The sequence below is a fragment of the Streptosporangium sp. NPDC050855 genome (assembly GCF_044456585.1).
GTDB lineage: Bacteria > Actinomycetota > Actinomycetes > Streptosporangiales > Streptosporangiaceae > Streptosporangium > Streptosporangium longisporum.
On record NZ_JBITFY010000011.1, the window covers coordinates 39,003 to 63,473 of the forward strand.

The window sequence follows — 24,471 nt, forward strand, 5'->3', positions numbered from 1 at the left end:
CGAAGCCGGCGTGCCACAACTCCTGCAGAAACAGGCGGACCCTGGCCAGGGTCGCCTCGCTGGCTCGGTACAGCCGCCGGGTGCCGTCCCGGCGTTCGATGATCAGGCCGGCTTCCTTGAGCACCTTCAGGTGCTGGGAAACCGCCGACCGGGTGACCTCGAAGTGCTCGGCGATCTGCCCGGCCGGCAGTTCGGTGGATGCGATGAGGGCGAGGATCGCCCGCCGATGGGGTTCGGCGATCGCTCGAAGGACCAGGTCCAGCTCCTCGTCCGTGTTCACGGATCGCATCTCACCGGGGCGCACGGTGTGGCTGTCTCAGCGCTGCCACAGACCGATGCGGTTGCCGTCGGGGTCGCGGAAGACGGCCATCTTGCCGATTCCGGGGATGTCGTAGGGAGGCGTGTCCTGCTGGCCGCCGAGCGAGCCGATCTGCTTGAGGGTCTCCTCGGCGTCGTCGACGACGACGTACATCACGACGCCGGCCGGGGTGTACTCGCCGACCTCTCCGATGCCGCCGGGGATGCCCTCGGAGGCGCCGGGGTCGATCATTCCGTAGTTCATGTCAGGGTCGAAGTCGATCTTCCATCCGAACACCTCGGAGTAGAACGCGCGGGACTTGGCGGAGTCCTTCGCGGTGATGTCGAACCAGGCGACGGGCTTTCCCATGGTCTTTCCTTCCTCGTGATGGTGGTCGTGCCGTGTTTCCTGAAAGGTCGGGTGGTCGGGTCCGGCAGCGGCGCGGGTGGCGCTTTCGGCCTTGCGGGCCCGGGGAGCCGCCGGGGGGCGAAGGGGTGTCAGGAGGTGGCGGGGCCGGGCTGCATGTCGGGCGACATCGGCGCGGCGGCGGTCTCGGGGTCGGGGCGTCGGATGATCAGCGCTGCGGCCACTCCGGCGAAGGTGACGACCGCCAGCAGGATGGTCGCCGGTGTGAAGCCGGCGATGAACTGCTCCTTCGTGCCGTAGCCGCCGGCGCCGGTGAACACCGCGGCCACCGCGGCGACTCCGAAGACCGCACCCACCTGGCGGATGGTGTTGCTCACTCCGGCGGCGACTCCGACCTGCATCGGGTTGACCGACCGCATGACCGCCGAGGCCACCGTCGGGAACGCGATGGAGACTCCGACACCGGCCAGCAGCAGGGGGGCGATCATGGGGCCGTAGCCCATTCCGGCCGAGGCCATCAACGCGATGGCGAGGAATCCGACGCCGTGCAGCAGCAGTCCGATGATGACCAGGGGCCGCTCCCCCATGCTGTCGGCCATCTTCCCGGCGACGGGAGAGATGAACAGGGCGAGCCCGACCCATGGCAGCAGGCGGATGCCCACGCCCAGCGGGTCGTTGTTCTCGGCCAGCTGCAGGTACTGGGCGAACAGGAAGCCGTTGCCGTACAGCGCGGCGGCCAGCACGAAACTGGTCAGGCAGCCGCCGGTGAAGCTGAGGTTGCGGAACATGCTCACCGGCATCATGGGGCTCGACGTCCTGGTCTCCCAGAAGACGAACAGCGCCAGTGCGAGCACTCCGCCGATGAGCCCGCCGAGCACGGTGGGTGAGGTCCAGCCGGCCTCCCCGCCGCGGATGACGGCCTGGGCGATACCGAAGACGCCCGCCGTGGACAGGACCAGGCCGAGCAGGTCGATGCGCGACGCCGCTCCCCGGGTTTCTGCGATCTTCATCAGGCTCATGACGATCAGGACGATCCCGACCGGGACGTTGAGCCAGAAGATCCACTGCCAGGCGAAGCCCTGGATGATGGCACCGCCGACGAGCGGGCCCGCGGCGACCGCGACACCGGAGATGGCTCCCCAGATGCCGAAGGCGGCTCCGCGCTCCTGGGGTGGGGTGGCGTCGGTGATGACCGCCAGCGCGAGGGCGATCGCGATGCCGCCCCCTATCCCCTGCAGCGACCTGGCCGCGATCAGCGTCTCGATCGAGGTGCTCAGCGCGCACAGGGCCGAGCTGATCGTGAAGATGCCCACACCGACGACGAACAGCTTGCGGCGGCCGAATCGATCACCCAGGGCCGCGCCGGTGAGGATGAACGCCGCGAAGCCGAGCTCGTAGGCGTTCACGGTCCAGCCCAGACCGGCGGCTCCGGCGTTGAGCTCTTCGTGCAGGGTCGGCAGCGCGGTCGTGACGACCAGCACGTCAAGGCCGACCATGAACGAGGCGAAGGAGGCGAGGATCAACGTCCATCGCTGCCGTGCCGGCGAATAGGCCGGCGGGGAGTTATCACTGACGGTCATGGCTACTCCAACCAACGAGTTCGGCGGTGCGAGCAGCACCCCCGACGCCGCGGACCTTCCTGCCCGGCTGGACCGCCTGCCGACGGGCGCCGCAGGTCGAGGTGTGCGGCTCGCTGCATGGTTTTAAACGTTAGCCATGCCTTGCGAAAGCGTCAACTGTCACTCAGGGCCTTCCGGCTTTCTTCTCGATCCCATCCGGCGCAACCCTGCGGCGCGCGATCACTCCGCAGAGCGAGATCGAACCTTTGTCGCCGCCAACCATTGACTACATCTTTTTAAAGTACTCCACTGAGGGGATGAGACCCAGGAAGAACCCCGCCACCCGGGACGCCGACGGGCGGTCCCCGGCCGTTCCCCGACACGGGAGGATCAGGGCCGCTCTGGCGCTGGCCTCGGTCGCGCTGCTCGTACTGGGCTGCGCCACGACGGCCACCTCCCAGGCGCCGGCGGTGGCCGACGACACCCCCGTTCACAGCCGGAACATCCAGCACGTGGCCAACCTCGCCAAGCAGGCGCCGTTCGACGCGATGTTCTCCCCCACCACCGACCTCGCGTTCACCGGCAAGCACGCCATCGCCGGCAACTTCGGCGGATTCACCGTCTACGACATCGGCGATCCGCGCTCGCCCAAGGTCGTCAGCCAGGTGGTCTGCCCCGGCGCGCAGAACGACGTCTCGGTGGCCGGCGACCTGCTGTTCCTGTCGACCGACGACTCCCGCAGCGACGACTCCTGCCAGAGCACTCCCAAGCCGGCGACGGACAAGAGCGCCTGGGAGGGCATAAAGATCTTCGACATCAGCGATGTGGCGCATCCCCGATACGTGACGGCGGTGGAGACCCCCTGCGGGTCGCACACGCACACCCTGGTCCCGGGCAAGGGCAAGAACCGCGGCGCGGTCTACGTCTATGTCTCCTCCTACCTGCCCGACGCCTCGTTGCCCGACTGCCGGCCACCACACGACAAGATCTCCATCATCAAGGTGGCGTTGCGCGACCCTGCCCGCGCGGCCGTCGTGGCCGAGCCGGTCCTGTTCCCCGACGGGGGAAATCCCGGTGGCAACGGCAGCACCTGGTATCCGACGACGGGGTGCCATGACCTGACGGCCTACCCGGAGAAGGATCTGGCCGCGGGCGCCTGCATGGGCGACGGCGTTCTGCTGGACATCTCCGCCCCGGAGCGCCCCTATGTGATCACCACCCAACGGGACACCGCGAACTTCGCCTTCTGGCATTCGGCCACGTTCGGCAACCGCGGCGACAAGGTGGTCTTCACCGACGAACTGGGCGGTGGCTTCGCCGCCACCTGCAACGCGGGCGTGGGCGCCGAGAAGGGCGCCAACGCCATCTACGCGATCAAGGGCAAGGGGGATCGCCGCACGATGGAGCTGCAGAGCTACTACAAGATCCCGCGAGCCCAGACGGCCACCGAGAACTGCGTCGCCCACTACGGTGCGCTCATTCCCACCTGGGGGCGCGACGTCATGGTCCAGGCCTGGTACCAGGGCGGCGTGTCGGTCTGGGACTTCACCGACGCCCGCAAACCCCATGAGATCGCCTACTTCGACCGGGGCCCGCTGTCGGAGACGCAGCTGCTTCTGGGCGGGGCGTGGTCGGCGTACTACTACAACGGCTACATCTACGTCGCCGACACTCAAAAAGGACTCGATGTGATCGACATCCGTGACCTTCGAACCGCCACCGCGAAGTTCACCCGCTACGACCGGTTCAATCCCCAGACCCAGGTTCGCCATCCCCGTTGACCGGCTCGCTGTCACCGGCACACGGCGCCGGTCGCCGACCGGCGGGCATCTCATGCCGTGCTATCTCTTTCCGAAGCACGAAAGGGCCGGCCCCGCGGACGCACGTGTCCGCGGGACCGTCCCCGAGCGGGCCTTCGGGAACGCATCCCGAAGCAGGAGGAGCGCGCATCGTCATGCGCGGCCTGCGAAACCGCCGGGCGGCTCAGTACCAGGTGATGATCGGATACCAGATGAGGCCGGTGCGGGCCAGCAGACGCACATCCCAGTACAGGAAGGTGAACACCCCCGCCACGAGAAAGGCCGATCCGGTGACCGCGGCGATCCGGCCCGGTGCGGCGGCGAGCCAGCGCTGAAGGCGCCCACCGGCCACGACCGCCAGGAGCAGGAACAGGACCGTCAAGACGATGATGTTCCCCATCGACTGCAGCACGAAGGAGAACGCCCCGTAGAGAGGGTTGTGGCTGTCGGCGACGTCACGAAAAAGCCGGCGGTAGAGGCCGAACGGCCGGCCGACGAGGAACGCGCCGATCAGAACGCCCATCAGGAGCGAGCGTGCGTGCGGGAAGCGCCGCGACACCGCCTCCATCGGATCCTTGACCAGCCTCAGAGCGGCCAGCCCCAGGTAGCACAGGGCCAGGCCGATCACCCCGAAGACCACCATCGACTGGATGAGCCGGGGGGCGAGCCCGGTGCTCACCGTCGCGGTCGAGTACTGCGGCATGCCGGTGCCCCACAGTGCGGCGACGACACCGTAGGCGGCCGACACCACCGCCATGCCCGCGACCAGCCAGCCGAGCGGAGGCAGTGCCTGTCCCAACCGGCCACGCAGCGAGCGTCCTTCTCCCATCAGCGGGGCGACCGCTCCCAGTGCGGCGATGTTGCACGCGGTGAAGGTGCCGCCGACGCCGCTGGCGAAGGCGAAGGCGATACCGGACAGGATTCCCGCCAGGGGAGCCTGCGCGGCCTCGTGCCCGAGGATGGCGCCGGTGACACCGTCACCGATGACCTTGTCGACGAACGGGGCGGACCACACGACGGTCAGCGCGAACCCGGCCAGGACGCTCAGAGCGATGATGAGACCTCGCCGCCTGGGGACCGAAGCCTGCCGGATGGAGGATTCCACCCTGTCGAGATCGAGGTTCGTCACGTTCTCCTCTTTTCTGATGTGTTGATCGCGCCGAACGGAGGGAGCGCCGGCGCCAGGCGCAGGAGGTGAAAGCCCACCGCGTCGCCCAGCCCCTCCTGCTGTCCGAGCCGGCGCAGCAGGTGGCTCAGCCCTTCGATCCACTGGCTGCTGGACAAAGGGCCGGCATCGGCCACGTCAAACCCGCTTCGCCGCAGGAGCCGGGCCGTGGACCGCTTCGCTTCGCGGTCGTCACCGGCGATGGGTACCGTGGGCGGCCGGCCGCCACGGGCGACGGCGCGGACCTGACGCGCCGAGACGCAGTTGAGGGCCTTGACGACCGAGCTGCCCGCGAAGACTTCGGCGATCACTTCGGCCGCGGACCGGTGCCCGGTGTCCTCCAGGTCCTCCGGCTCGGGGTTGGAGACGTCCACCAGCACCTTGCCGACGAGACGTGATCCGACCCGCGGCGCGATCTGCGTGCAGCTCACCATCACCGACGTCGCCAGGATGAGCACATCTGCCTTCTCGGCCGCCACCTCCACGCTCACCGCGGCCGCGCGGGGAAGACCTGCCGCCAGCTCCTGTGCGGCCGAGCGCCTCCTGCCCGCCAGGTACACCGGCAGGCCCCGGCCGGTGAACAGCTCGGCCACGGCCGCGCCCATGGCGCCGCAGCCGATGACCCCGACAAGGGGAAGGCGGTGTTCGGCATCCGGCGTCACCGGCCGCTCCTGCGCGCCCGGGAGCGGCCACGCGGGCGGAGGGCTCACGATCCTGCCTTCACCATGACGGTGACCGCGGCGGGGTCGGGGCGGCCCTCGACGGTCACCACCACGGAGACGAGCTGCTCGGCGCCGCTGCGCAGTAGCAGCCAGCCCTGCTCGTAGGCGCCCTGGACGCTCAGCGGCGCCTGCGTGGTGACCCGCCCGGTCCGCGACAGGCATTCGCGGACGGTCCGCAGACGGGCCCGGACGTGGCTCTCGGGCTCATCGGTCATCTTCGTGATCTGTTCGCCCAGCCCGTCCCAGGGGATCACCACGTCCAGTCGCCGCGCCTGCTCCCCCGCCCATTCCCAGTCACAGGTCAGCGGGGTCGGCCCGGTCACCTGCAGGACGAGATCACCGAGACGGCTGCGGCTCCATTCCAGGCTCGCACCACCGGGCCGTCCGCCGGGGCCGGCCGTCCCGTCCTGCTCCGCGGGAAGGACCCGGACGCTGAGATCATCGTCGGGAAGCAGGGTGGCCAGACCTCGCTCCAGGTAGGAGCCGAGAAGGACCGCGGGCCAGCCGGCGGCGGGGGTGATGGGGCCGATGTCGCGCAGCCGCAGTCCCGTCCAGCTCACGACGGGCTCGGCGGCCGCGTCGCGTACGGTCACGTCATAGGTGTGCTCCGCTCCCGTGTGAGAGCGCTCGATCGCGGCCAGCACCAGGTCCTCGCCCTCATGTGACCGGTGAGGGTGCAGGGTGAAGGCGTCGCAGCCGACGGGCAGCAGACGCCGGTTCGGCACGCACGCCTGAAGGACGTGGATGGTCGCGTCGTTCACGGACGGGTCGCCCAGATCCAGGGCCGTGGCCACGCCGGGGCCGAACCGCCACCGCCGTCGCGCCTCCAGCACGGCCGTGCACGCGGTCGCCTCGAGGTGGTCGAAGTGGCGTAACCGCTGGAAGATCGGGCCGTGGAAGAAGGTGGGGCCGTACAGGTCGCGCCCGCGGTGGACGGGCAGCCGTGAGCGGGTGGCGCTCACCGCGCCGGGATCGTTCGTCGTGAACACCGCGCGGCCGGTGAAGTGGTCGACCGCGTACCCGCTCTCGTCGCTGCGCAGGACGACCTCGACGTCGCCGTCCTCACCGGCCAGGGCGCACACCCTGATGGTCCTGCCGCCTTCCTCTGGAATGATCACCGGGCGGTCGAACCGGCAGTCCCGCAGGGCCGTGACCGGACGCCCGGTCACGGCGTGGGCCGCCTGGGCCATCGCCTCCATGGCGCAGACGGCCGGAAGCACCATGAGGCCGTCGATGCGGTGGTCGACCAGGTAGGGGTCGTGCACGGCGTCGAGTTCGGCCTCGGCGACGAGTTCGACGCCGGGGACCAGGACGCGTGTCCGCCTGAGGTAGGGGTGGCCGTCGAGGGTGTGGTCGCGCTCCAGCTGAGGCAGGCGGCCGGTGGCCAGGACGGTCGGCGAGGCCGGAGGCGCCGCCAGCAGGGTGCGCAGCAGGCCGATGCCCTTCTCGACGGGGATCGGTACCACTCCGGTGCGCCGCAGGTCGTCCAGGACGTCGAGGCGCTCTCCCATGCCCGCACCGGACCAGGCGCTCCAGTCCACGTTGAGGACCCGGCATCCGGGCAGGTCGCGGGCGAGGACGCGGGCCGTTTCGCGCATCCGGCCGTTGGCGAGCGCGTAGTGCGCCTCTCCGGGCAGGCCGAACCTTCCGATCACCGAGCCGTAGGTGACCACCAGGCGCAGGCGGGAGGTGTCGAGGACGTCGAGGAGGATGCGCAGGCCCCGGTGCTTGGGACCGGCATGCTCGGCGTAGTCGGCCGTTCGCAGTTCGGCGAAGCGCTTGGGGTGGTTGACCCCGCTGCTGTGCACGACCGCGGTGATCTCTCCGAGGCGTGAGGTGATCCGGTGGAGCGCCTGGCGCACGTCGGCGGCGTCGTTCACGTCCGCGCGGGCGTACAGGTGGGGGATGCCGGATGCGGCCAGCCGGGACAGGTTCGCGCGTAGTTCCTCGTCGTCGTCGGGCCTGGCGCGTCCCAGGAGCGCCAGGCGCGCCCCGGACGCCTCTGCCAGGGCCAGGGCGCTCTGGAAGCCGATGCCCTTGCCGCCGCCGGTGACCAGGACGACGTCGGAGGCGTCCAGGACGATCGCCTCACCGGGCGAGGCGGGCGGGGGTGCGTAGGTGAGGGTGTACGCCCGGCCGTCGTCGACCAGGAGTTCGGGGTGGGCCTCCAGGGGGGATCGCAGGATGTGGGCGATCGTGGCGCTCGCGTCCGGACGGGTGGCTCCGATCCAGCGGACCGCCAGGTCCGGATGCTCCTGCCGGATCGTGCCGAGGTATCCCGAGGCGGTGTCTCCGTGGTCGATCACGGTCAGGGCGGTCGCCGTCTCGACGGCCGTCCGCGCGGCGTCGAGCAGGGGGGTGATCTCGTGGTCGTCGGGGTCTTCGGGCAGGAAGACGAGCTGGGCGGAGGGGGCGTGGTCATCGGTGTGAAGCAGCGGCTCCAGCGCGGCCCGCAGGGGTCCGCTCCCCCACAGGCGCCAGGCGTGGTCCGCGCTCTGGCCGGTCGGCCCGGTCGGCCCGGTCGGCTCCTGGGCCGGTTCCCGGTGCGGCACCAGCACGCGGTGCCAGTCGGCCACCCCCGCGGGCGTCGGTGCCCGGCCTTCGGGGTGGTGCCCTGTCTCGTCGGCCGCCGGCAGAGCCTCGATCAGCCGGATGAGTTCGGTGATCGACACGTCCGTGGCCAGCAGGGGTTCGATCGGGACGGCGCGCCGGCCGGCCGCCGCCGCCCGGGCGGCCAGTTGCACCACCCGTAGCGAGTTCAGGTGCAGGTCGCTCAGGAGCCGGTCATGGTCGTCGATCGCCTCGGCGGGCAGTTCGACGGTGGCGGCCACCAGTTCACGGACCAGTGACGAAAGGCTCGCCTGCGGCTGGGGGGCCTGGATCGGCGGGTGGGCGCCGGAGATCGGCTCCGGGGCCGCGGAGGGCGGCGCGGGACGGGCGGGAAGCGGGAGGGCCGAGGGGGCCTGCTCGCAGGGGTTCTGCAGGAACGTCGGCTCGTCCCACAGGTCGAAGTCGCGGTGGAAGCGTTCGGTGAACATCGGCCGCAGGTCGTCCGCCGCTCCCAGGGCGTACAGCGCTCCGGCCACCTGGCACAGCGCCGCCCCTGATTCGGCGCCGACGTCCATGGTGAGGGCGGGCAGGGCGGTGATGTCGGTCGCGAGGGAGGTCAGTGCGTGCCCGGGACCGACCTCGATGAGCAGGTCGCACGAGGGGGCGAGTGCGGACACGGCCTGGCGCAGCAGGACCGGTGCGGTCAGCTGGCGGGTCAGCAGCGTGCGCACGTCGGTGCCGGCGTCGAGCAGGTCGCCGCTGACCGTGGAGTACACGGGGCGCAGCGGGCCGTTCACCGTGATCGTCTCCAGGTGTCGCCGCAGTTCCGGTTCGGCGGCCGCGAGGGCCGGCGAGTGGAAGCCATGGCTGACCTGCAGGCGCTTGGCCGTGACGTTCTGCTCCCGGCATCGGTGCATGATGCGGTCGAGGTCTTCGACGGGACCGGCCAGCACGAGGGAGGATCCGTGGTCGGCCGCCACGACGGCCTCGGTACCGGCGCTGAGGCGGGTGAGCAGGTCCGCGTCGGCGACGATCGAGACCATTCCGGTGCGGGGGGCCGCGTGCTCGCTCATGATGCGCCCGCGCATGGTGACCAGGTCGACGGTGTCGTCCTCGGACAGGCCTCCGCTCCAGTGCAGCGCGGTGATCTCGCCGAGGCTGTGTCCCAGGGCGCAGCAGGCCTCGACGTCGAGCCGCCGCAGCCAGCGCAGGCCCGCCAGGCAGGCCTTGACGATCGCCGGTTGGGCGATCGCGGTGTCGATCGCGGTGTCGGCGGGGCCCGGCTGGGCCGGCACCGCGTCGAAGAGGGGTTCGGCGTCGGGGAACACGGTGGCCAGTGCGCCCGCCCGGCCGGGGACCGGCGCGCCCTGACCGGGGAACAGCAGGCCGAGCCGGCCGGCAGGACCGCTCGCGACGCTGACACCGGGAACGGTCACGAATCCGTCCTCGTGCCGTCCGGTGACGAGGTGGGCGGCCTGCCGTAGCCGCCGGGCCAGTTGCCGCGGGTCGGCCGCCACCACGGCGGCCCGGTGAGGGTGGTGTTCGCCCGCCACGGTCCGGGCCAGGAAGGCGGCCAGATCCACCTGCTCGGCGAGGGACATCGATGCCGCGACCGATGCCGCCCGGTCGAGCTGCTGCAGGAGGTCCTGGCGGGAGGCCGCGCCGAAGACGAACACCTCATGGCCGAGTGGGCGCCGGGCGATACGCCGTTCACCGCCGGTGAGGGCGGGTCGGCGGCGGGGGGCGGGCGACTCCAGGACGAGGTGGGTGTTGATGCCGCCGAACCCCATGGCGCTGACCGCGGCGCGCAACGGGGCGTCCTGCGGCCAGGGTTCGGGGTCGCGGACCACGCGAAGCGGCGCCGCGGGTGCGCGCAGCAGTTCGTGCGGCTCCTCACAGCCGACCGTCGCGGGTATCACCTGCCGCTGCAGTGCCATCGTGGCCTTCAGGAGCCCGGCGACGCCGGCCGCGGCCTTGGTGTGGCCGATGTTGGCCTTGATGGATCCCAGGGCGGCGGGCGGGAGGGTTCTGCGTCCGCGGTGCGCCTCGATCAGGGTGGCGATCTCCACGGCATCGCCGACGGCCGTTCCGGTGCCGTGGCCTTCGAACAGCGACACCGTGCGCGGGCCGAATCCCGCCTGCTCGTAGGCTCGCTCGACGGCGAGCAGCTGGCCTGCCCGTTCCGGCCGGGTGATCGAGCCCCGGCCGTCGGAGGAGATGCCCCAGCCGCGGATGAGGGCCAGCGGGATGCGGCCGGCGGCCAGGGCGTCCTGCTCGCGCATCAGCACCACCATGCCGCACCCCTCACCGGGCCAGAAACCGGTGGGGTCGGCGTCGTAGATCCGCATCGCCGAGGTGGCCAGCGCGCCGGTGCGTGCGAAACCGACCAGTTCGAAGGGGTCGAGGCTCAGGTCGACTCCCCCGGCGATCGCCACGTCGAGGTCACCGGCCCGCAGGGCCCTGGCCGCGGTGATGACGGCGAGCAGGGAGGAGGAGCAGGCGCCGTCCACGGTGTACCCGCCGCCGTGAAGGTCGAAGTGGTTGCAGATGCGCCCGGCGATGGTGTTGGCCAGCCCACCGGCCAGGCTCTCGTCGTTGGGTTCGGGAAAGGGACTCTTGTAGACCTGCTCCATGTCGGCGATGAGGCGTGCCTGCTGCTCGGGGGCCCATCCTTCGGTGCTCAGCGTGTGCTGGAGCACACGCCGCACGTAGGGCCAGCGCAGCCGCATGCCGGCCGCCCGGCTGAACTCCCCGTTCATCGTGTTGCCGATGACCACGCCCACGCGGTCGTGGTCGAGGCCGCGTGCCTCGGGGAACCCGGCCGCGCCGAGCGCGTCGGCGGCGATCTCCAGCGCGAGCCAGTGCGTGGCGTCGGTGACGCGGTGCACGGGGCCCGGGATGCGGAACCTGGCTCTGTCGAACGTCCATCCCTTCAGTACCGCGGCGAACATGGCGTAGGTTCCGTCCACGTCGCCTGCCGCGGCGTGTGAGTAGTCGTCGAGGTCGAGCCTTACCGGTGGGATGGGCCTGAAGGCCCTGCGTCCGGACAGGACCGTCTCCCACAGCCGGTCAAGGCCGTCGGCGTCGGGATACTTGCAGGCGGCGCCGACGATCGCGATCGGCTCGTACATGGATCACGTCCTGTTCGTGGCGTGCCCGGGGGTGAGACCGGACACGGAGAGCTCGAGGGTGCCGTTGCGGACCGTCGCGGGCTGTGGCCGGTCGGCACGCCGGTGGAGCGAGAGGGCGGCGAGCGCGGCACCGCGGATGACGCAGGTGATGACCAGGGCGAAGAAGAGGCCGAACACGATGTGGAAGTGCACCAGCAGGCCGTAGACGGCGGCGGCCGCGACCCCGAACAGGACCTGGCGGCCGGGTTTGACGGGGGTGGTGCCGGGGTCGGTGATCATGTAGTTGGTGAAGAGCACGAACGCGGTTCCCGTCATCACCGTCAGGGCGGTCACCGTGGCGGTTCCGTCGATCGCCGTGCGGATCACGGCCTGGGCCGCGAATCCCCCCACCCAGCCCAGGATCAGCGGCACCTTCTTGGTGAGCATGGCGTTGAGCATCGTCCCGGAGGCGAGGATGGCCACCGGGATGATCCAGTCCAGCGGCCCGCTCACCCACTCGGTGAAGTGGTAGGGCGGTGCGATCCCCACCCACGGAAACAGCAGCAGTACCGCGACGATGCCGGTGTTGGAGGGGTTGAGCACGTGTCTGAGGCTGCCGTTGAGCCGCACGCGGATCAGGTACTTCGAGGCGATGGACACGATGACGGCGAAGATCACCGGTTCGAGGCGGTCGTTGGCGTACAGCAGCATGGCGCAGGCCAGGGCGCTGATGTGGGCGGGCAGCAGGAAGTCGACGAGTCGTACCCAGCCGCCGCCGGCGTATTTGACGGGCCTGCCGTTGGCCGTCGCGTCGATCCTCTCCAGGGCGAGTTCCATGGCGTAGGCGACGACGAGCGCGGTGAGCGGCGTGGCGTAGGCCTGCTCGAATCCCAGGAAGGCGTGCCCGATCACGGTGAAGGCGGTGATCGACATGGCGAACCGGCGCAGTGCGGTGGTGCGGGTGTCTGGTGTGGGTGTCATCGGGTGATCTCCCGTGCCGTGCCGTCGGTCCCGAGCAGCACGCTGTGCCAGCCCGGGGTGAGGGTGAGGTCGGCGCTGTGGCGGACGCCGCAGGCGTCGCGCCAGGTGAGGGTCACCGTCGCCGGGGTCGCGGCGCCGAGCGCGAAGAGCAGTTCGGGTGAGGAGACGCCCGCGTGGCCGTTGGCGGGGTGGACCTGGCCGGTTCTGGTGCCGGCGGCGCCGGAACGCACGAGGGCGGTGGCTCCGATCGCGGGGGTGGAGGCCGAGGTCGAGGGGCCGTCGCACGCGGTCGCGGGTCGCAGGAGCTGCAGTCCCAGGAAGGGGTGCCGGGTGGTGCGGGTGTTGCGGTAGAAGTACGACTGCCGCCACTGGTTGGCCACCGCGAAGTCGAGGCGTCCGTCGTGGTCGACGTCCGACAGTGCCATGCCCCGGGTCGGCCCGGGATTGTCGACGCCCAGCCGGGCGGCGACGTCCTGGAAGCGGCCGTTGGAGTCCTGGACGAAGAACCGGTCGGGATCGTCACCGGAGACGTCGTCCCCGGGACCGAACCGTGGCCAGGCTTCGGGGTGGATGAGAAGTTCGTCGTTCGTCATCGCCAGCTCCTGCAGTTCGGGCCAGCGGTTGACGGTGCCTTTCAGGAAGCCGGTGGCCTGCAGGATCTGGGTCCGGCCGTCGCCTGCGAAGTCGCCGGCCTTGATGTCCCAGCCCCACCCGGCCCGCGACAGCCCCAGGGGTTCGCTGTGATCGTCGTAGTAGGCGGTTCCGTCGTCGGCCAGCACGTTCTTGCGTGCGCTGATCCAGGCGAAGTTGCTCTCCAGGAGCGCGAACTCCTCGGTGATGTTGCTGACCACCATGTCGGGCACGTCGTCGCGGTTGAGGTCGGTGAAGGCGACGCCCATCCCCTTGAACGAGTCGCGTCCCAGCGCCTTGGACTTGGGCGTGGTGAGGTGGCGGATTCCGTCCATCAGCTGGAAACGGGGCTTGCCGGGGGTGGAGATGTTGCGCAGCAGCCGGTCGGGGCCGAAGTCGTTGGCCACGTACAGGTCGGCCAGGCCGTCGGCGTCGAGGTCCTGGGCGCCCAGCGCGAGCGTCCAGCCGTTGGCCATCTCCGCCGTCAGCGCGCCGGGCGCGTCGGTGAACCTCGCCTGCGGGCTGGTGCCGCCCTGGGCGCCGTCGAAGAGCAGCACGCGGTTGCGGCCCGCGTTGTAGCCGGCCGACATCGAGTCCTGCATCTGCAGCTCGGGCTGGTCGGCCGTGGGGTCGAGAACGCGGGCGCCGTCGGGGAAGTAGTTGCCCACGGCGATGTCGGTGTGGCCGTCGCCGTCGAAGTCGGCCAGGGAGACCGCGTTGGTGTTCCAGATCTGGTACGGCTGCACGAGTTCCTGCGGGGCGAAGGCGCCGGCGGCCGTCGGGGCGGCCTTCCTGAGGAAGAGCACGGGCGAGCGGCCCCAGTAGTAGACGAGCGCGTCCATGCGGCCGTCCTCGTTGTAGTCGCCCGGGACGCATCCCATCGGTGCCATGGTCGCGTCGTAGGCCAGACCGGCCGGTGCGAGCTTCAGGGGGGCGTAGCGGCTTCCGGTGCCCGGGGCGGGCAGGATCGTGACGGAGTCGTCGCGGGGGTCCACCAGGCAGGTGTCGTCGGCGCGGCCGTTGGCGTCCAGGTCGGCCAGCGCGACGGCGGCACCGACCGAGGAAACCCACTGGCCGATCTTGTCGTAGACGGGGGCCACGGTACGGATGTCGCGCCCGGTGGTGGCGGTGTTCAAGGGCGATTTCTGGAAGGCGAACACCTGGGCGGCCGAGGTGGCCGTCGCGGGCGCGGCGTCGGGAAGTCGTGCGGCGTGCCAGCCGCCGACGGTCAGCAGCAGGGCGCACAGCTGGGCCGCACGGGTTTTGATCCGGCTTTTCATGTGGTGGCTCCCCTGGTGTGCGTGGCCCAGGCCCGGCGGACGCCGGCGCGCCAGTTCGCGTAGGCCCGGGCCGAGTGGTCATGGTCGCCGACGGCCTGAAGCGAGGCGTCGGTCCATTCGGCGGCGACGTCGGGGTCGGCATCCGTCAGGACCCGCACCGCGTCGGTCACCCGCGGGGGGACGAGACCGGACAGGCAGTGCGCCTTGGCGGCGAACGCCGCTCCTTGGGCGAGATGGTCGTGAAAGCCGGCCGACGCTGTGAGGAGGTCGTCCAGGGCCTGTGGTGGCTGCGCGCCGGTGTAGGCGGCCGCCAGGCCGATGCCGGCCCACAGGTCGGCCCGGCGGCCGGGTGCGAAGGTGGTGATGACGGCGCCGATGCGCGCCGGATCGGCTCCGGCGTAGAACCACAGGGCCCGCCCGACGCCCTGGTCGCGCACCGGCCTGCTCGAGCGCGTGGCGGTTTTCTCGACGTGCCCGGCGAAGACCTGAGCCGGCCGGAAGAACGCCTGGTGAAAGCCCCACCCGTCCCAGGCGAGCCAGTGCAGCGGCGGCCGGCCGAAGCGGACGCCCGTCCACGGGCGCAGCCGCATCCGCGCGAACGCCCACCCCGCTCCGACATGGATCAGGTGGGTGTAGCGTCGCCCGCTCGCCTGCTCCAGGCGCGCCAGCCTGCTCCCTCGGGTGAGGGTCAGCAGGTCCAGCAGGGTGGTGCTCATGGCGGCGCCTTCGTAGGCGAAGCCTCGCAGGGCGGGATCGAGCGTTGCGAAGGTGAGTTCGTGGGGCTCGTGGGCGAGCGCCGCGTTGTAGCCGGCGGCGAAACCGCGCACCACGCCGTCGAGGACCGGCCGCACCGAGGGCGAGGCGGGTGAGAACCCTCGCCGTCCGAGATCGAGATCGTTCGGGTCGAGGGCGAGTGATCGGTCGAGCAGTGATCGTAAAAACGAGCCCGAGATGGCCATCGTTCAAACCCCATTACGTCCGGAAGAGGTCTGAAAGGCAATCAATAACACTCGGTCGTAATTGTCAACGGAAATCACGGGTCAGGGCGTGACTTTACGGGGAGAATTCTCCAAGAATCTATTGAATAGTTCGCCGTAATAGAGCGGCTACCATACGTGTGCGTCACCGGGATTTATCGAAAGACAATCGTGTGGCGTTGTGATCGCATCGGCGGCACGCGGGGACGACACGCGAAGGACCGTCGCGAAGACGATCGCAGGCAGGGGGCGGACGAACGGGCCGACGGCGCGCCGATCGTGCCTACCTGCGAAAAGGGGGTGGGGAGGAGATGCTCAGGCTGAGAAGGCGGACTCGAAGCGCCCAAGGATCATCGGCCAGCCCGACCGGTGTGCCAGATAATGGTCCATGAGGAGAGGAGTGAGGTTCTCCCAGCCCTTGTGAACCATTTCCACGCGCGTCAGGGCGGGTCCGAGAGATTTGAACCGTAACTCTACCTCGGTGAAAACGGGGCCTTCGATGACTTCCCACGTGAATGCGACGAGCTGCGGCGGCTCCCAGCGCAGAATATGACCCCAGTCGCGTTCCTGGCCGTCGTGCAGCACTTCGTAGATACGGCCGCCCACATGCTCTTCCAGGCAGACGTCGCGGACTTTTCCCGACTCGATCGCGAAACTCTCGATGGGCCACCACGTCGCCAGCTGCCTGGTGAAGGTGCCGAAGGTGCGTGCCTGGTCGGCCTCGACGGTGACGGCATGACGGATCGGCTCCACTGCGGTTCCCATCGAGCTGTTCATCGGCATGACCTCAGCAGACGCGGAAATATCCTGACCAGTCTGCCAGATCCCTCAGCCGACCGCCGACTCATCGTGCGCTCTGCCCTCCACACCCTCAGCGGTGTCACGTGCCTTCATCAGACTCTGCTGCCACAGCGACTCGACGACGTTGCGAAGCTCGCTCAGAGCCTCCTCGCTGGCGCGGTAGATCCGCCGGGTGCCGTCACGTCGCTCGATGATGAGCCCGGCGTCCTTGAGGACCTGCAGGTGCTGCGACACCGCCGACCGGGTCACGTCGAAATGCTCGGCGATCCGCCCGGCAGGCAGCTCCTCGGTGGCCACCAGGCGCAGGATCGCACGCCGGCGCGGTTCGGCGATGGCCCGCAGCACGTCGTCCAGGTCCCCGCTCATGACATCGATCCTAGCCAGTGAGCGGGCACGGGCCCGCCCGCGGCGTCGGACCGGTGCCGGTCGTGGCGACCGGCGTTGCCGCGAGACGATGATCTGCTCCCGCGTGGGTGCCGTGTCTGGCCCACCTCGCACCACCCGTGGCGTTACCGCTTTATCGCGATTTGTCCCAGAGTATGTTTCCCCTTTCGTTAGCGTCAACTGTCAAAACCGCTCACAGTGCCGTACGGGAATCGGGCGTGCGCCGTTCACGAGCCCGGTGCCGCGGCGCCGGCGAGTCTGCGTGATCGCAGGGGCACCATGTGGTTGCGCACGGCTCGCAGCCCTGATTCCAGCGGAAGGCGGTGCAGGCGCCATTCGAGCATGCCCTCCTCCAGGCGGCGCGCGCAGCGGCCGTGAGCCTTCAGCAGCCAGAGCGCCTCGCGTGACAACAGGCAGTGGGCGCTGCGGCAGTACACGATGAACTCGTGGCCCACGGGCACCTCGTCCATCCTGGCACGCAGTTCCTCGAGCGGAATCGAGATCGCTCCGGGGATGTGCGCCGCGGCGTACTCCAGCGCGGGCCGGACGTCGATGAGCACGGTCTTGTCGTCGCGCACCCGGCGGAGCAGTTCCTCCCTGGTGACGGCGCCCTCGGGCGGGGTGCTCCTGGCATGACCCGCGCCCGTCGGCTCGGAGTCCTCCGGCAGGCGGTGCCGGGAGACCTGGCGCAGGCTCGCGTACAACGACGCGACGTCCTCCCCGGCGAGCCGGTAGAAGATCCGGGTGCCCTCTCTCCTGCTCTGCACCAGCCCGGCGTCTCGCAGCACCTTGAGCTGAGCCGATGTGTTGCCCAACGGCACGCTGGCCGTGGCGGCGAGATCTTCGACGTTGCGTTCGGCCTGGGAGAGCAGGTCGAGCAGGTGCAGCCGGACGGGGTTGGCCATGGCCTTGGCCACGCGGGCGAAATCGGCGAGCACTCTGGTCACATTGTCGACGGGCATTTCTTACCATTCCCTTTCACATCACCTGAAATAACCACGAGGGCTAGGCGTTCCAGCGCTTGAGCCAGTCGGTTTCCTGATCGACCTTCTCCTGGTGGAAGTGGCCGCAGGGGTCGTGAAGCGTCACCGCCGGGGCGGGCGGCTCCAGGAAGTTCCCCTCGCCCTTGGCCGCCACGTGCCCTCCCAGCTCGATGTAGCAGGATCCGTATCCGGCGTACCACGGCTCGGGGGCGTCATAGCCCAGGTGGCGGGCGACGCCGTGGGCGACCACCTCGGCCTCCCCTTCGGCGAACACCGACGCCTTCGGCAGCGGCTTGCCGTTGGGCAGGGTCAGCAGGGTCACATCCCCGATCGCCCACACCCCTTCGGGATCGGCGGCCAGGGTGCGCGCGTCGACGGGGATCCATCCGGAGGCTCCCAGCCCGGCCCGTGCAACCGCGCCGGGCGGCCGGTGCGGTGGCACGACGGCCAGCAGGTCGTACTCCTCCCGGCTGCCGTCGCCGAACAGCAGCCGCCCGCTGTCGCCTTCCACCCGCTCGATCACCCGCTGGGGCAGGAAACCGATGTCGTAGCGGTCGAGCATGCCGACCAGCGCCTGCCCCACGGCGGGACCCGCGACCGGCATGGGCAGCGGGTCGGGGGTGATGGTGTCGATGCGGACGTGCTCGCGACGGCCGCTCTCCCGCAGCAGATCGGCGGCCAGGAGGGCGGCCTCGAAGGGGGCGGCCGGGCACTTGAAGGGAAGGCCGGCGACGAGCACGACCAGACGGCCCTCGCGCAGCTCCGTCAGCCGCCGGTGCAGGGAGTGCGCGCCCTGCACCGTGTAGAGCTGCTCGGCCCCTCCCGCCTGGAGGGCGTCGGCCAGTCCGGGCACCCCGTCGGGCTCCAGGTCGGCGCCCAAGGCGATCACCAGCGCGTCGTAGTGAAGCTCACCTGTGTCGGTGCCGACCAGGCGCCGCCGGGGTTCGATGCTCGTGACGGTGGCGGTGACCATCTCGACGCCGGGCAGGGCCGCGGGGGTCGGTCGTACGCGGACCTCCTCGGGAGCGCGCCAGCCGCGCATCACCCACAGCAGGGACAATCCCAGGGTCCCGTCGAAGGACCGGTCGACGAGAAGGATCCGATCCTTCTCCGGAAGCTGCTCACGAAGACGGCTCGCGACGGTCAGCCCGCCGACTCCGGCTCCGAGGACTACAACGGTCTTGGACATGACGCGGGGCTCCCACCGAACTCAGAGATCGATCACCTTGCCGGGATGGATGCACAGGCGCGCGAGACGTCACGTTCACGGTCCCGCCGCGCCGGCGGTCAGGGTCGGCCGCATATCTGTTGTCAAAACACTTGACAGGACGAAAAAACAGGGACAGCGACCCTGTAGATCGCTATACTCCTGCATGCATCCATTAATCCATTGCTTCATGGAGGATTATATGGCCGGAGACGCGGCTCGGAAAGCCTCCCTGTTTGACCAAATTGCCCGAGTTGGCAAAGCCCTAGGTCACGGGAAGAGACTCGAGCTCCTCGACCTGCTCGCTCAGGGAGAACGGAGCGTGGAGGTGCTGGCGCAGACCGCCGGCCTCGGCGTGACGAGCACCTCGGCGCACCTGAAGACCCTCAAACAAGGAGGCCTGGTCACCACCCGCAGGGACGGCGCCCGGGTGCTGTACCGCCTGTCGGGAGACGACGTCGCCGACCTGTACGCCCGCACGCGCAACGTGGCGGCCACCTACCTGGCCGACGTCCAGGTGGCCGTCACGGCCTACCTCGGTGAGCACACCGAGGAGGTCACCCGGGAGGAGTTGCTGCAGCGAGCGGCATCCGGCCACATCACGGTGCTGGACGTGCGCCCGTACGAGGAGTTCGAGGCCGGCCACATCCCCGGGGCCGTCTGCATCCCCATCGAGGAGCTTCCCGACCGGCTGAACGAGCTACCGGCCGACACCGAGATCGTCGCCTACTGCCGGGGGGCCTACTGTGTGTTCGCGCCGGAGGCGGTCCGCCTCCTGACCGGCCACGGCATGGAGGCCAGGCGCCTGACCGAGGGCATGCTCGAATGGCAGGTGGCCGGGCTGCCCGTGGAGACCGGATGCCCATGACGGCCGCTTCCCGTGACTCCGCCTCACCGGCCGTCGTGGTGGACGGCGGCGACCGTTCCTGCGTGGTGTTGCTGCTGGAGCTTCGGCGACACGTCGACGCGCTGCCCGCGGGCGGTGTCGTCCACCTGATCGCCCACGATCCGGTGGCACCGGTCGATCTGGCGGCCTGGTGCCATCTGACGGGCAACTCCTACCTGGGGCCGGTGCCCGCCGACCGCCCCACCTACGCGCTGCGGGTGAACCCGGCAGCGCGCCGCACCGCACCGCAGGCCCCCTGGCACCTCACCTGAAGCCTCTCCTGCGTCCGCGCGCTGTGTCATGCGCCGGTCGGCTACTCCCATGTCAGCCGCTCCTGCAACAAGGCCTGCTGAGCGGGATTGACCGTCAGCTCCAGCGCTCGCGCATCGGCGGCCCGCGCCTGGTCGAGGCGCCCCAGAGCGCGCAGGATCCGGCCCACGCTCGCGTGGTAGAGCGGGTAGCGATCGAGCGCCTCCCCCAGTCCCCGCACCTGCTCCCACGCGGCCTCGGGACCTTCGGCGTGAAGGACGGCGACGGCACGGTGCAGGCGCGTCACCGGCGAGGGCGCCAGATGCAGCAGCATGTCGTACAGGACGACGATCTGCTGCCAGTCGGTGTCCCGCCAGGATGCGGCCTCGGCATGACAGGCCACGATCGCGGCCTGCACCTGATACGGCCCCGGCCGCCGATACCTGCGGGCGGCGCGCGTCAGCACGGCGATCGCCTCACCGATGGCCGCGCGATCCCACAGGGAGCGGTCCTGGTCCTGCAGCGACACCAGCCCGCCGTCCGGGCCGAACCGCGCCGCTCCCCGGGCCCGGTGCAGCCGGATCAACGCCACCAGACCGGCCACCTCCGGCTCGGCCGGCATCATCGCGGCCAGCAACGTCGCAAGCCACTCGGCGTCATCGACCAGGTCACGCGAATGCGACCGCTCCCCGCCCCCGGACAGGTACCCCTCGTTGAACATCAGATAGATGACCGCCAGCACCTCGTCCAGACGCGCGGGCAGATCCTCGGCGGCCGGAACACGGTACGGGATACCGGCATCGGTGATCTTCTTCTTGGCGCGGGTCAGCCGCTGGGCCACCGTCGGCTCCGGCACGATGAACGCCGCGGCGATCTGGGCGGTGGTCAGGCCGCACACGATGCGCAAGGTCAGCGCGATCTGCGCCGGCCTCGGCAGCGCCGGGTGGCAACAGGTGAAGATCAGCCTGAGCCGGTCATCGGGAGCCGGGGGCAACGGCCACCTGATCTGGGCCAGTTTGTCCCGGTAGCTCGCCTCACGGCGCAACACGTCAAGACCGCGCCTGCGGGCCACGGTGAACAACCACGCGTCCGGCCGGTCGGGGATGCCCTCCACCGGCCAGCGCCGTAACGCCGTCTCGACCGCGTCCTGGACCAGGTCCTCGGCCGCGGAGAAATCACCCAGGAGGCAGACCAGGGACGCGGCCAGCCGGCCCGCGTGCTCACGCACCACGCGGGCCAGCGCCTCATGCGTCACCTCGGCGGTCATGCCGCCGGGCGCACCTCCACCACCGGGCACGCCGGCCAGGACTTCGCCATCCGCAACGCCTCGTCCAGATCGGGAAGTTCCGCCTCGACGTAGCCGCTGACGACCTCCTTGCCCTCGACGAAGGGGCCGTCGACGACGACCGGCTCGCCGCCGCCCTCCAGCCTGACCGTGGTCGCGGACGGCGCCGGATGAAGCTGGGTACTGTGCGTGATCTTGTCGCTGTGGTCGGCGAACCAGCGGCCCACCTTCTCGAACGCCGCGTCGCGCTCGGACTGGTCCTTGGCCTCCCAGTCCTTGCGGTACTGCTCGGTCTCTATGAACATCAACACGTACTTCACGTGTACCACCTCCTACCCTTCAGACGAACGGCCGCGCCCCGGATACGACACCCCCGCCGACGGCATCACCCCAGATCAGAGTGCCTTTACCGCATCTGTGGACATCTCGCCCAAGGGCGGGTCTTCGCCCGCCTGCCCCCGTGCCGCCGCACGGCCCCTGCCGTGTCCGGGCCGCCGCGGGTGGTCCTTTCCAGGCCACCGACCGCACGATAGCGACCGGCGAGGTGCGAGCGGGCCGACTCGCCGATCGCCGGGCGAACATCACCGCATGATCGCGGACATACCGTCAGGAGGTGGCCGTCGCGGTGCGGGCGACGATCGTGGTGATCACGCGCCACCCGGCGCGAGCACCCGGTACATCTCCCGCAGCGCCGTGGCGGGATCGGGCAGCGAGCACAACACCAGCGACACCACCGCGGCGTCGAAACCACCGCTTTCGGCGGGGAGATGCTCGGCCAGGCCACCGCTGGCCTCGACGGGGACGGGCGCGTACTCGGCGGCCTGCCGGGCGATCCGCCGTAGCCGCCGTTCGGGCTCGATCGCGAGCACCCGTGTGACGGTGGCCGGGTAGTGGGCGAAGTTCACCCCGTTCGAAGCGGTGATCGTGTGGCTGGACACCGGCCGGCCCGGCCCCGACCAGGCCGCCGACCGCATCGCCCAGGCCATCGACGGCGTCCTCCGCGCGGCACGACCGTCAGCTCCCTGACCGGTCCCGCTCCCGGCCACTCGCGCGAGCAAGGGCCTTCCGACACGTGCGGACCACCCGCTCAGGCCACGTCCTGCCGCGCCCTGCCCGCGACGCCTCCACGGGAGGGCGAGCGCAACGCGCGAATGATCGAACGAGCCACCAGGAGGCATCCCGACAGCAGGAGCGCGGCCACCGCGACCCACTCGTTCGAACCACCGGGCCCGTACACATGTCCCTGGCGACCGGTGTCATAGGCCCGCACGCTCTGGCCGGGAACGAACATCTCACGGTCACCGCCGTAGAAGGCGACGGCCTCACGCCGCACCGCCCCGTCGCGCGACCGGAAATCACCCGACCACGAACAGGCCTCGTGCCCGGGGTGCTGAACACAGGTGAGCTCGCGCGCCACGAAAGTGCCCGGCACACCGTCGGCGAAGGCGGCGGCGCGCGCCGGGGCGAGATTCTGCACGGCGAGCAGGATCAGCAGCAATCCCCCCGCCATCACCACCACATCGAAGGCACCGAGGCGACGCGCACCCGGCCGAGCCCTTCGGACCCGGCCACGCCCGAGCTCCGATTCCCCCGACAGGATGGGGATCGCCCCGTCATCGGGACGGTTACCGCCGTGCGTCATCCGGTGGCCAGAGCGCAGCTGCACCGCATGCCGGCACGTTCGGACTTCGCGGGACGCCGGTGGAGAACCATCGCGACCACCATGGGCACGAACACCAGGGCGTTGTAGAACAGGTGCAGTTCCACCCTCGGGACCAAAAGCTGGATCACGCTGGTGGGAACGGGACGGCCCAGCAGGTGCGATCCGGTGAGCGCCTGGACCAGCAGGAGCAGGTGCTCGAAGTGGTGCCACACCTGGATGGCCAAGGAGGCGTTCCACCAGGTGCGCGATCGCCCCGTGAAGCCCGCCCTCAAGACGATCAGGCCGATGAGCATGATCAGGGCATAGCCGTAGTGCATCCACTCGGAACTGACGAGCCAGGGGAACGGTATCCCCAGCACGCCCCGGGCCTGGGGAACCGGCCAGCCGAGCACGTAGATCTGGACGGCCTGGGCGACGTGCTCGGCCCAGTGGGCCACCACGATCACCAGGTAGACGCCGAGCGCGATGTGATGATTGCGGCCGTTGAGGGCCAGGCCTGACCCTCCCAGGCGAGAAGCCGAGCCACTGTACGCCCCCATGAGAAACCTCCATTGCCTAATCGGGCCACCGTGTCAGGTGGAAAAAGCCGGCGGACACGACCGCCGAACGACGAAATCTCAAAGGGCCGGAGCCTCTGAGGCGGACACGACTCGTGAACGGCCGGCGCCTGCCACCGTCTGAGAACCCGCCGGCCGCAAAGGCCGCCACGAGACGACGAGACGTGTCGCAGGCTCACCGGCCCGCTCCGTCCTGGTGCGGTGAAGCCACAGGCGCTCCAGCGTGAACGGACGCCAGGACGCCGGGGCCGGTGTCGAAACGGCGGCGGATGGACGTTCGCGTCGTCGTACGGGAGACGAGAGCCACTCGCCGGAATCGGTGATCTCCCCTCTTCTGCTTTCGCCTTCCTCCGTGCCGGCGTGTCGGGCACATCAGCGCAGCTTCGACGTGGCCGAGTAGGCATCCAGGGCGCGAGCCAGCTCCTCGGGAACCTCCACGGACACCAGGTCACCGTCCCGGCGCACCATGCACGCGATCATCTGCTCGCCGCGGGCGACGAGCTGTGCGGGCCCGGAGTTCAGCCGGAAGTAGGCGAAGTCCATGGCGACGCGGTTGAAGTCCATACTCCTCAGTGACATCCGCACGGAGACCACGTCGAAGGCGTACAGCTCGGCGAAGTACTCGCACGAACACGACACGGTGACCAGGACGAGATCGCCACTGAGACGGGCCAGGACGTTGGGCGCGTTGGTGGCCAGGAAACGTTCCCTGCACGCCCCCTGCCACGCCACGTGGTTGGCGAAGTAGACGTTTCCCACGAGGTTGGTGTCAGCGAAGGTCACCAGGTGCTGGTACTCGAAGTAGGACCTCATGACCCTCCTTCCAGACCCCGGGCAGCCGCGCGCCGTCGCCCGGCCCGCGGAATCGGCCGGCATGACGCCGAAGGAGTGCCGAGCATGCGGACCTGCCCGTCCACGAGCGCGTCGAGCAAGGACGGGAGCGTCGTATTCGACCTGAGCGGCCCGAAAAACAATGATCGTATGGATGAGCGCACAGAAACCATTCCCCAAACCTCGCC

21 protein-coding genes and 1 pseudogene are annotated in these 24,471 nt (G+C 70.0%); 3 read left to right on the top strand and 19 right to left on the bottom strand.

Annotation, left to right across the window (positions count from 1 at the left end; genetic code table 11):
• Positions 1-52: 52 nt before the first annotated feature.
• The 3 genes and pseudogenes from ACIBCT_RS22255 to ACIBCT_RS22265 all read right to left on the bottom strand — a co-directional run.
• Positions 53-289 (bottom strand): annotated as a pseudogene (locus tag ACIBCT_RS22255) (ArsR/SmtB family transcription factor); the annotation flags it as partial.
• Between the two features lie 27 nt (positions 290-316).
• Positions 317-667 (bottom strand): VOC family protein, encoded by a 351-nt coding sequence (locus ACIBCT_RS22260; protein WP_399191361.1) that lies wholly within the window; start codon positions 665-667, stop codon positions 317-319.
• A 128-nt stretch (positions 668-795) separates the two neighbouring features.
• Complete coding sequence (locus ACIBCT_RS22265) at positions 796-2,244, bottom strand: DHA2 family efflux MFS transporter permease subunit (RefSeq protein WP_399191363.1); 1,449 nt, start codon at positions 2,242-2,244, stop codon at positions 796-798.
• A gap of 296 nt (positions 2,245-2,540) precedes the next feature.
• On the opposite strand from ACIBCT_RS22265, the gene ACIBCT_RS22270 reads away from it, so the two are divergent.
• A complete protein-coding gene (locus ACIBCT_RS22270) occupies positions 2,541-4,004 on the top strand; it encodes an LVIVD repeat-containing protein (protein WP_399191365.1) in 1,464 nt (487 codons plus the stop codon).
• A 202-nt stretch (positions 4,005-4,206) separates the two neighbouring features.
• Here the strand turns inward: ACIBCT_RS22270 and ACIBCT_RS22275 are convergent, their stop codons facing one another.
• The 10 genes from ACIBCT_RS22275 to ACIBCT_RS22320 all read right to left on the bottom strand — a co-directional run bounded on the left by ACIBCT_RS22275 (position 4,207) and on the right by ACIBCT_RS22320 (position 18,794).
• Positions 4,207-5,151, bottom strand: a complete 945-nt coding sequence (locus ACIBCT_RS22275; protein WP_399191367.1) for a hypothetical protein — start codon at positions 5,149-5,151, stop codon at positions 4,207-4,209.
• The gene (locus ACIBCT_RS22280; protein WP_399191369.1) at positions 5,148-5,849 is read right to left on the bottom strand and encodes an NADPH-dependent F420 reductase; all 702 of its coding nucleotides are present in this window, start codon (positions 5,847-5,849) and stop codon (positions 5,148-5,150) included. The genes ACIBCT_RS22275 and ACIBCT_RS22280 overlap by 4 nt, the downstream gene beginning before the upstream one ends.
• Positions 5,850-5,893: 44 nt before the next feature.
• Positions 5,894-11,590, bottom strand: a complete 5,697-nt coding sequence (locus ACIBCT_RS22285) for a type I polyketide synthase (RefSeq protein WP_399191371.1) — start codon at positions 11,588-11,590, stop codon at positions 5,894-5,896.
• 3 nt (positions 11,591-11,593) lie between these two features.
• Positions 11,594-12,550, bottom strand: coding sequence for an enediyne biosynthesis protein UnbU (locus ACIBCT_RS22290; RefSeq protein ID WP_399191373.1), 957 nt, complete (start codon positions 12,548-12,550; stop codon positions 11,594-11,596).
• A complete protein-coding gene (locus tag ACIBCT_RS22295) occupies positions 12,547-14,460 on the bottom strand; it encodes an FG-GAP repeat domain-containing protein (protein ID WP_399191375.1) in 1,914 nt (637 codons plus the stop codon). The genes ACIBCT_RS22290 and ACIBCT_RS22295 overlap by 4 nt, the downstream gene beginning before the upstream one ends.
• Entirely contained in the window at positions 14,457-15,419 is a 963-nt protein-coding gene (locus ACIBCT_RS22300) for a DUF1702 family protein (protein WP_399191377.1), read from the bottom strand. The genes ACIBCT_RS22295 and ACIBCT_RS22300 overlap by 4 nt, the downstream gene beginning before the upstream one ends.
• A 333-nt stretch (positions 15,420-15,752) precedes the next feature.
• On the bottom strand, positions 15,753-16,214 hold the full coding sequence (locus ACIBCT_RS22305; RefSeq protein ID WP_399191379.1) for an SRPBCC domain-containing protein: 462 nt from the start codon (positions 16,212-16,214) through the stop codon (positions 15,753-15,755).
• A gap of 51 nt (positions 16,215-16,265) precedes the next feature.
• Entirely contained in the window at positions 16,266-16,604 is a 339-nt protein-coding gene (locus ACIBCT_RS22310) for an ArsR/SmtB family transcription factor (protein ID WP_399191381.1), read from the bottom strand.
• 245 nt (positions 16,605-16,849) lie between these two features.
• A complete protein-coding gene (locus ACIBCT_RS22315; RefSeq protein ID WP_399191383.1) occupies positions 16,850-17,584 on the bottom strand; it encodes an ArsR/SmtB family transcription factor in 735 nt (244 codons plus the stop codon).
• A 43-nt stretch (positions 17,585-17,627) separates the two neighbouring features.
• Positions 17,628-18,794: an NAD(P)/FAD-dependent oxidoreductase gene (locus tag ACIBCT_RS22320; RefSeq protein ID WP_399191385.1), complete on the bottom strand. Its 1,167-nt coding sequence runs from the start codon at positions 18,792-18,794 to the stop codon at positions 17,628-17,630.
• 220 nt (positions 18,795-19,014) lie between these two features.
• Here ACIBCT_RS22320 and ACIBCT_RS22325 point away from each other — a divergent pair, with 220 nt between their 5' ends.
• Complete coding sequence (locus ACIBCT_RS22325) at positions 19,015-19,680, top strand: ArsR/SmtB family transcription factor (protein WP_399191387.1); 666 nt, start codon at positions 19,015-19,017, stop codon at positions 19,678-19,680.
• Positions 19,677-19,970 carry a sulfurtransferase TusA family protein gene (locus ACIBCT_RS22330; RefSeq protein WP_399191389.1) on the top strand — a complete coding sequence of 98 codons (294 nt, stop codon included), beginning with the start codon at positions 19,677-19,679 and terminating at the stop codon, positions 19,968-19,970. Before ACIBCT_RS22325 ends, ACIBCT_RS22330 begins: the two co-directional genes overlap by 4 nt.
• Before the next feature lie 41 nt (positions 19,971-20,011).
• Here the strand turns inward: ACIBCT_RS22330 and ACIBCT_RS22335 are convergent, their stop codons facing one another.
• The 6 genes from ACIBCT_RS22335 to ACIBCT_RS22360 form a co-directional block, all read right to left on the bottom strand.
• A complete protein-coding gene (locus tag ACIBCT_RS22335) occupies positions 20,012-21,214 on the bottom strand; it encodes an RNA polymerase sigma factor (protein ID WP_399191391.1) in 1,203 nt (400 codons plus the stop codon).
• On the bottom strand, positions 21,211-21,552 hold the full coding sequence (locus tag ACIBCT_RS22340; protein WP_399191393.1) for a YciI family protein: 342 nt from the start codon (positions 21,550-21,552) through the stop codon (positions 21,211-21,213). The genes ACIBCT_RS22335 and ACIBCT_RS22340 overlap by 4 nt, the downstream gene beginning before the upstream one ends.
• Before the next feature lie 327 nt (positions 21,553-21,879).
• The gene (locus ACIBCT_RS22345; protein ID WP_399191394.1) at positions 21,880-22,218 is read right to left on the bottom strand and encodes a class I SAM-dependent methyltransferase; all 339 of its coding nucleotides are present in this window, start codon (positions 22,216-22,218) and stop codon (positions 21,880-21,882) included.
• A 101-nt stretch (positions 22,219-22,319) separates the two neighbouring features.
• Positions 22,320-22,742, bottom strand: coding sequence for a hypothetical protein (locus tag ACIBCT_RS22350; protein ID WP_399191396.1), 423 nt, complete (start codon positions 22,740-22,742; stop codon positions 22,320-22,322).
• A gap of 128 nt (positions 22,743-22,870) precedes the next feature.
• Positions 22,871-23,434: a hypothetical protein gene (locus ACIBCT_RS22355; protein ID WP_399191398.1), complete on the bottom strand. Its 564-nt coding sequence runs from the start codon at positions 23,432-23,434 to the stop codon at positions 22,871-22,873.
• A 390-nt stretch (positions 23,435-23,824) separates the two neighbouring features.
• Entirely contained in the window at positions 23,825-24,265 is a 441-nt protein-coding gene (locus ACIBCT_RS22360) for an acyl-CoA thioesterase (RefSeq protein ID WP_399191399.1), read from the bottom strand.
• Positions 24,266-24,471: the final 206 nt, after the last annotated feature.

Coding starts and splice junctions, on each gene's coding strand:
- ACIBCT_RS22320 (WP_399191385.1), bottom strand. CDS start 18,794: ATGTCCAAGACCGTTGTAGTCCTCGGAGCCGGAGTCGGCGGGCTGACC.
- ACIBCT_RS22315 (WP_399191383.1), bottom strand. CDS start 17,584: ATGCCCGTCGACAATGTGACCAGAGTGCTCGCCGATTTCGCCCGCGTG.
- ACIBCT_RS22325 (WP_399191387.1), top strand. CDS start 19,015: ATGGCCGGAGACGCGGCTCGGAAAGCCTCCCTGTTTGACCAAATTGCC.
- ACIBCT_RS22350 (WP_399191396.1), bottom strand. CDS start 22,742: ATGGCGGGGGGATTGCTGCTGATCCTGCTCGCCGTGCAGAATCTCGCC.
- ACIBCT_RS22300 (WP_399191377.1), bottom strand. CDS start 15,419: ATGGCCATCTCGGGCTCGTTTTTACGATCACTGCTCGACCGATCACTC.
- ACIBCT_RS22355 (WP_399191398.1), bottom strand. CDS start 23,434: ATGGGGGCGTACAGTGGCTCGGCTTCTCGCCTGGGAGGGTCAGGCCTG.
- ACIBCT_RS22305 (WP_399191379.1), bottom strand. CDS start 16,214: ATGAACAGCTCGATGGGAACCGCAGTGGAGCCGATCCGTCATGCCGTC.
- ACIBCT_RS22290 (WP_399191373.1), bottom strand. CDS start 12,550: ATGACACCCACACCAGACACCCGCACCACCGCACTGCGCCGGTTCGCC.
- ACIBCT_RS22335 (WP_399191391.1), bottom strand. CDS start 21,214: ATGACCGCCGAGGTGACGCATGAGGCGCTGGCCCGCGTGGTGCGTGAG.
- ACIBCT_RS22265 (WP_399191363.1), bottom strand. CDS start 2,244: ATGACCGTCAGTGATAACTCCCCGCCGGCCTATTCGCCGGCACGGCAG.
- ACIBCT_RS22260 (WP_399191361.1), bottom strand. CDS start 667: ATGGGAAAGCCCGTCGCCTGGTTCGACATCACCGCGAAGGACTCCGCC.
- ACIBCT_RS22330 (WP_399191389.1), top strand. CDS start 19,677: ATGACGGCCGCTTCCCGTGACTCCGCCTCACCGGCCGTCGTGGTGGAC.
- ACIBCT_RS22295 (WP_399191375.1), bottom strand. CDS start 14,460: ATGAAAAGCCGGATCAAAACCCGTGCGGCCCAGCTGTGCGCCCTGCTG.
- ACIBCT_RS22310 (WP_399191381.1), bottom strand. CDS start 16,604: ATGAGCGGGGACCTGGACGACGTGCTGCGGGCCATCGCCGAACCGCGC.
- ACIBCT_RS22360 (WP_399191399.1), bottom strand. CDS start 24,265: ATGAGGTCCTACTTCGAGTACCAGCACCTGGTGACCTTCGCTGACACC.
- ACIBCT_RS22345 (WP_399191394.1), bottom strand. CDS start 22,218: ATGGCCTGGGCGATGCGGTCGGCGGCCTGGTCGGGGCCGGGCCGGCCG.
- ACIBCT_RS22285 (WP_399191371.1), bottom strand. CDS start 11,590: ATGTACGAGCCGATCGCGATCGTCGGCGCCGCCTGCAAGTATCCCGAC.
- ACIBCT_RS22270 (WP_399191365.1), top strand. CDS start 2,541: ATGAGACCCAGGAAGAACCCCGCCACCCGGGACGCCGACGGGCGGTCC.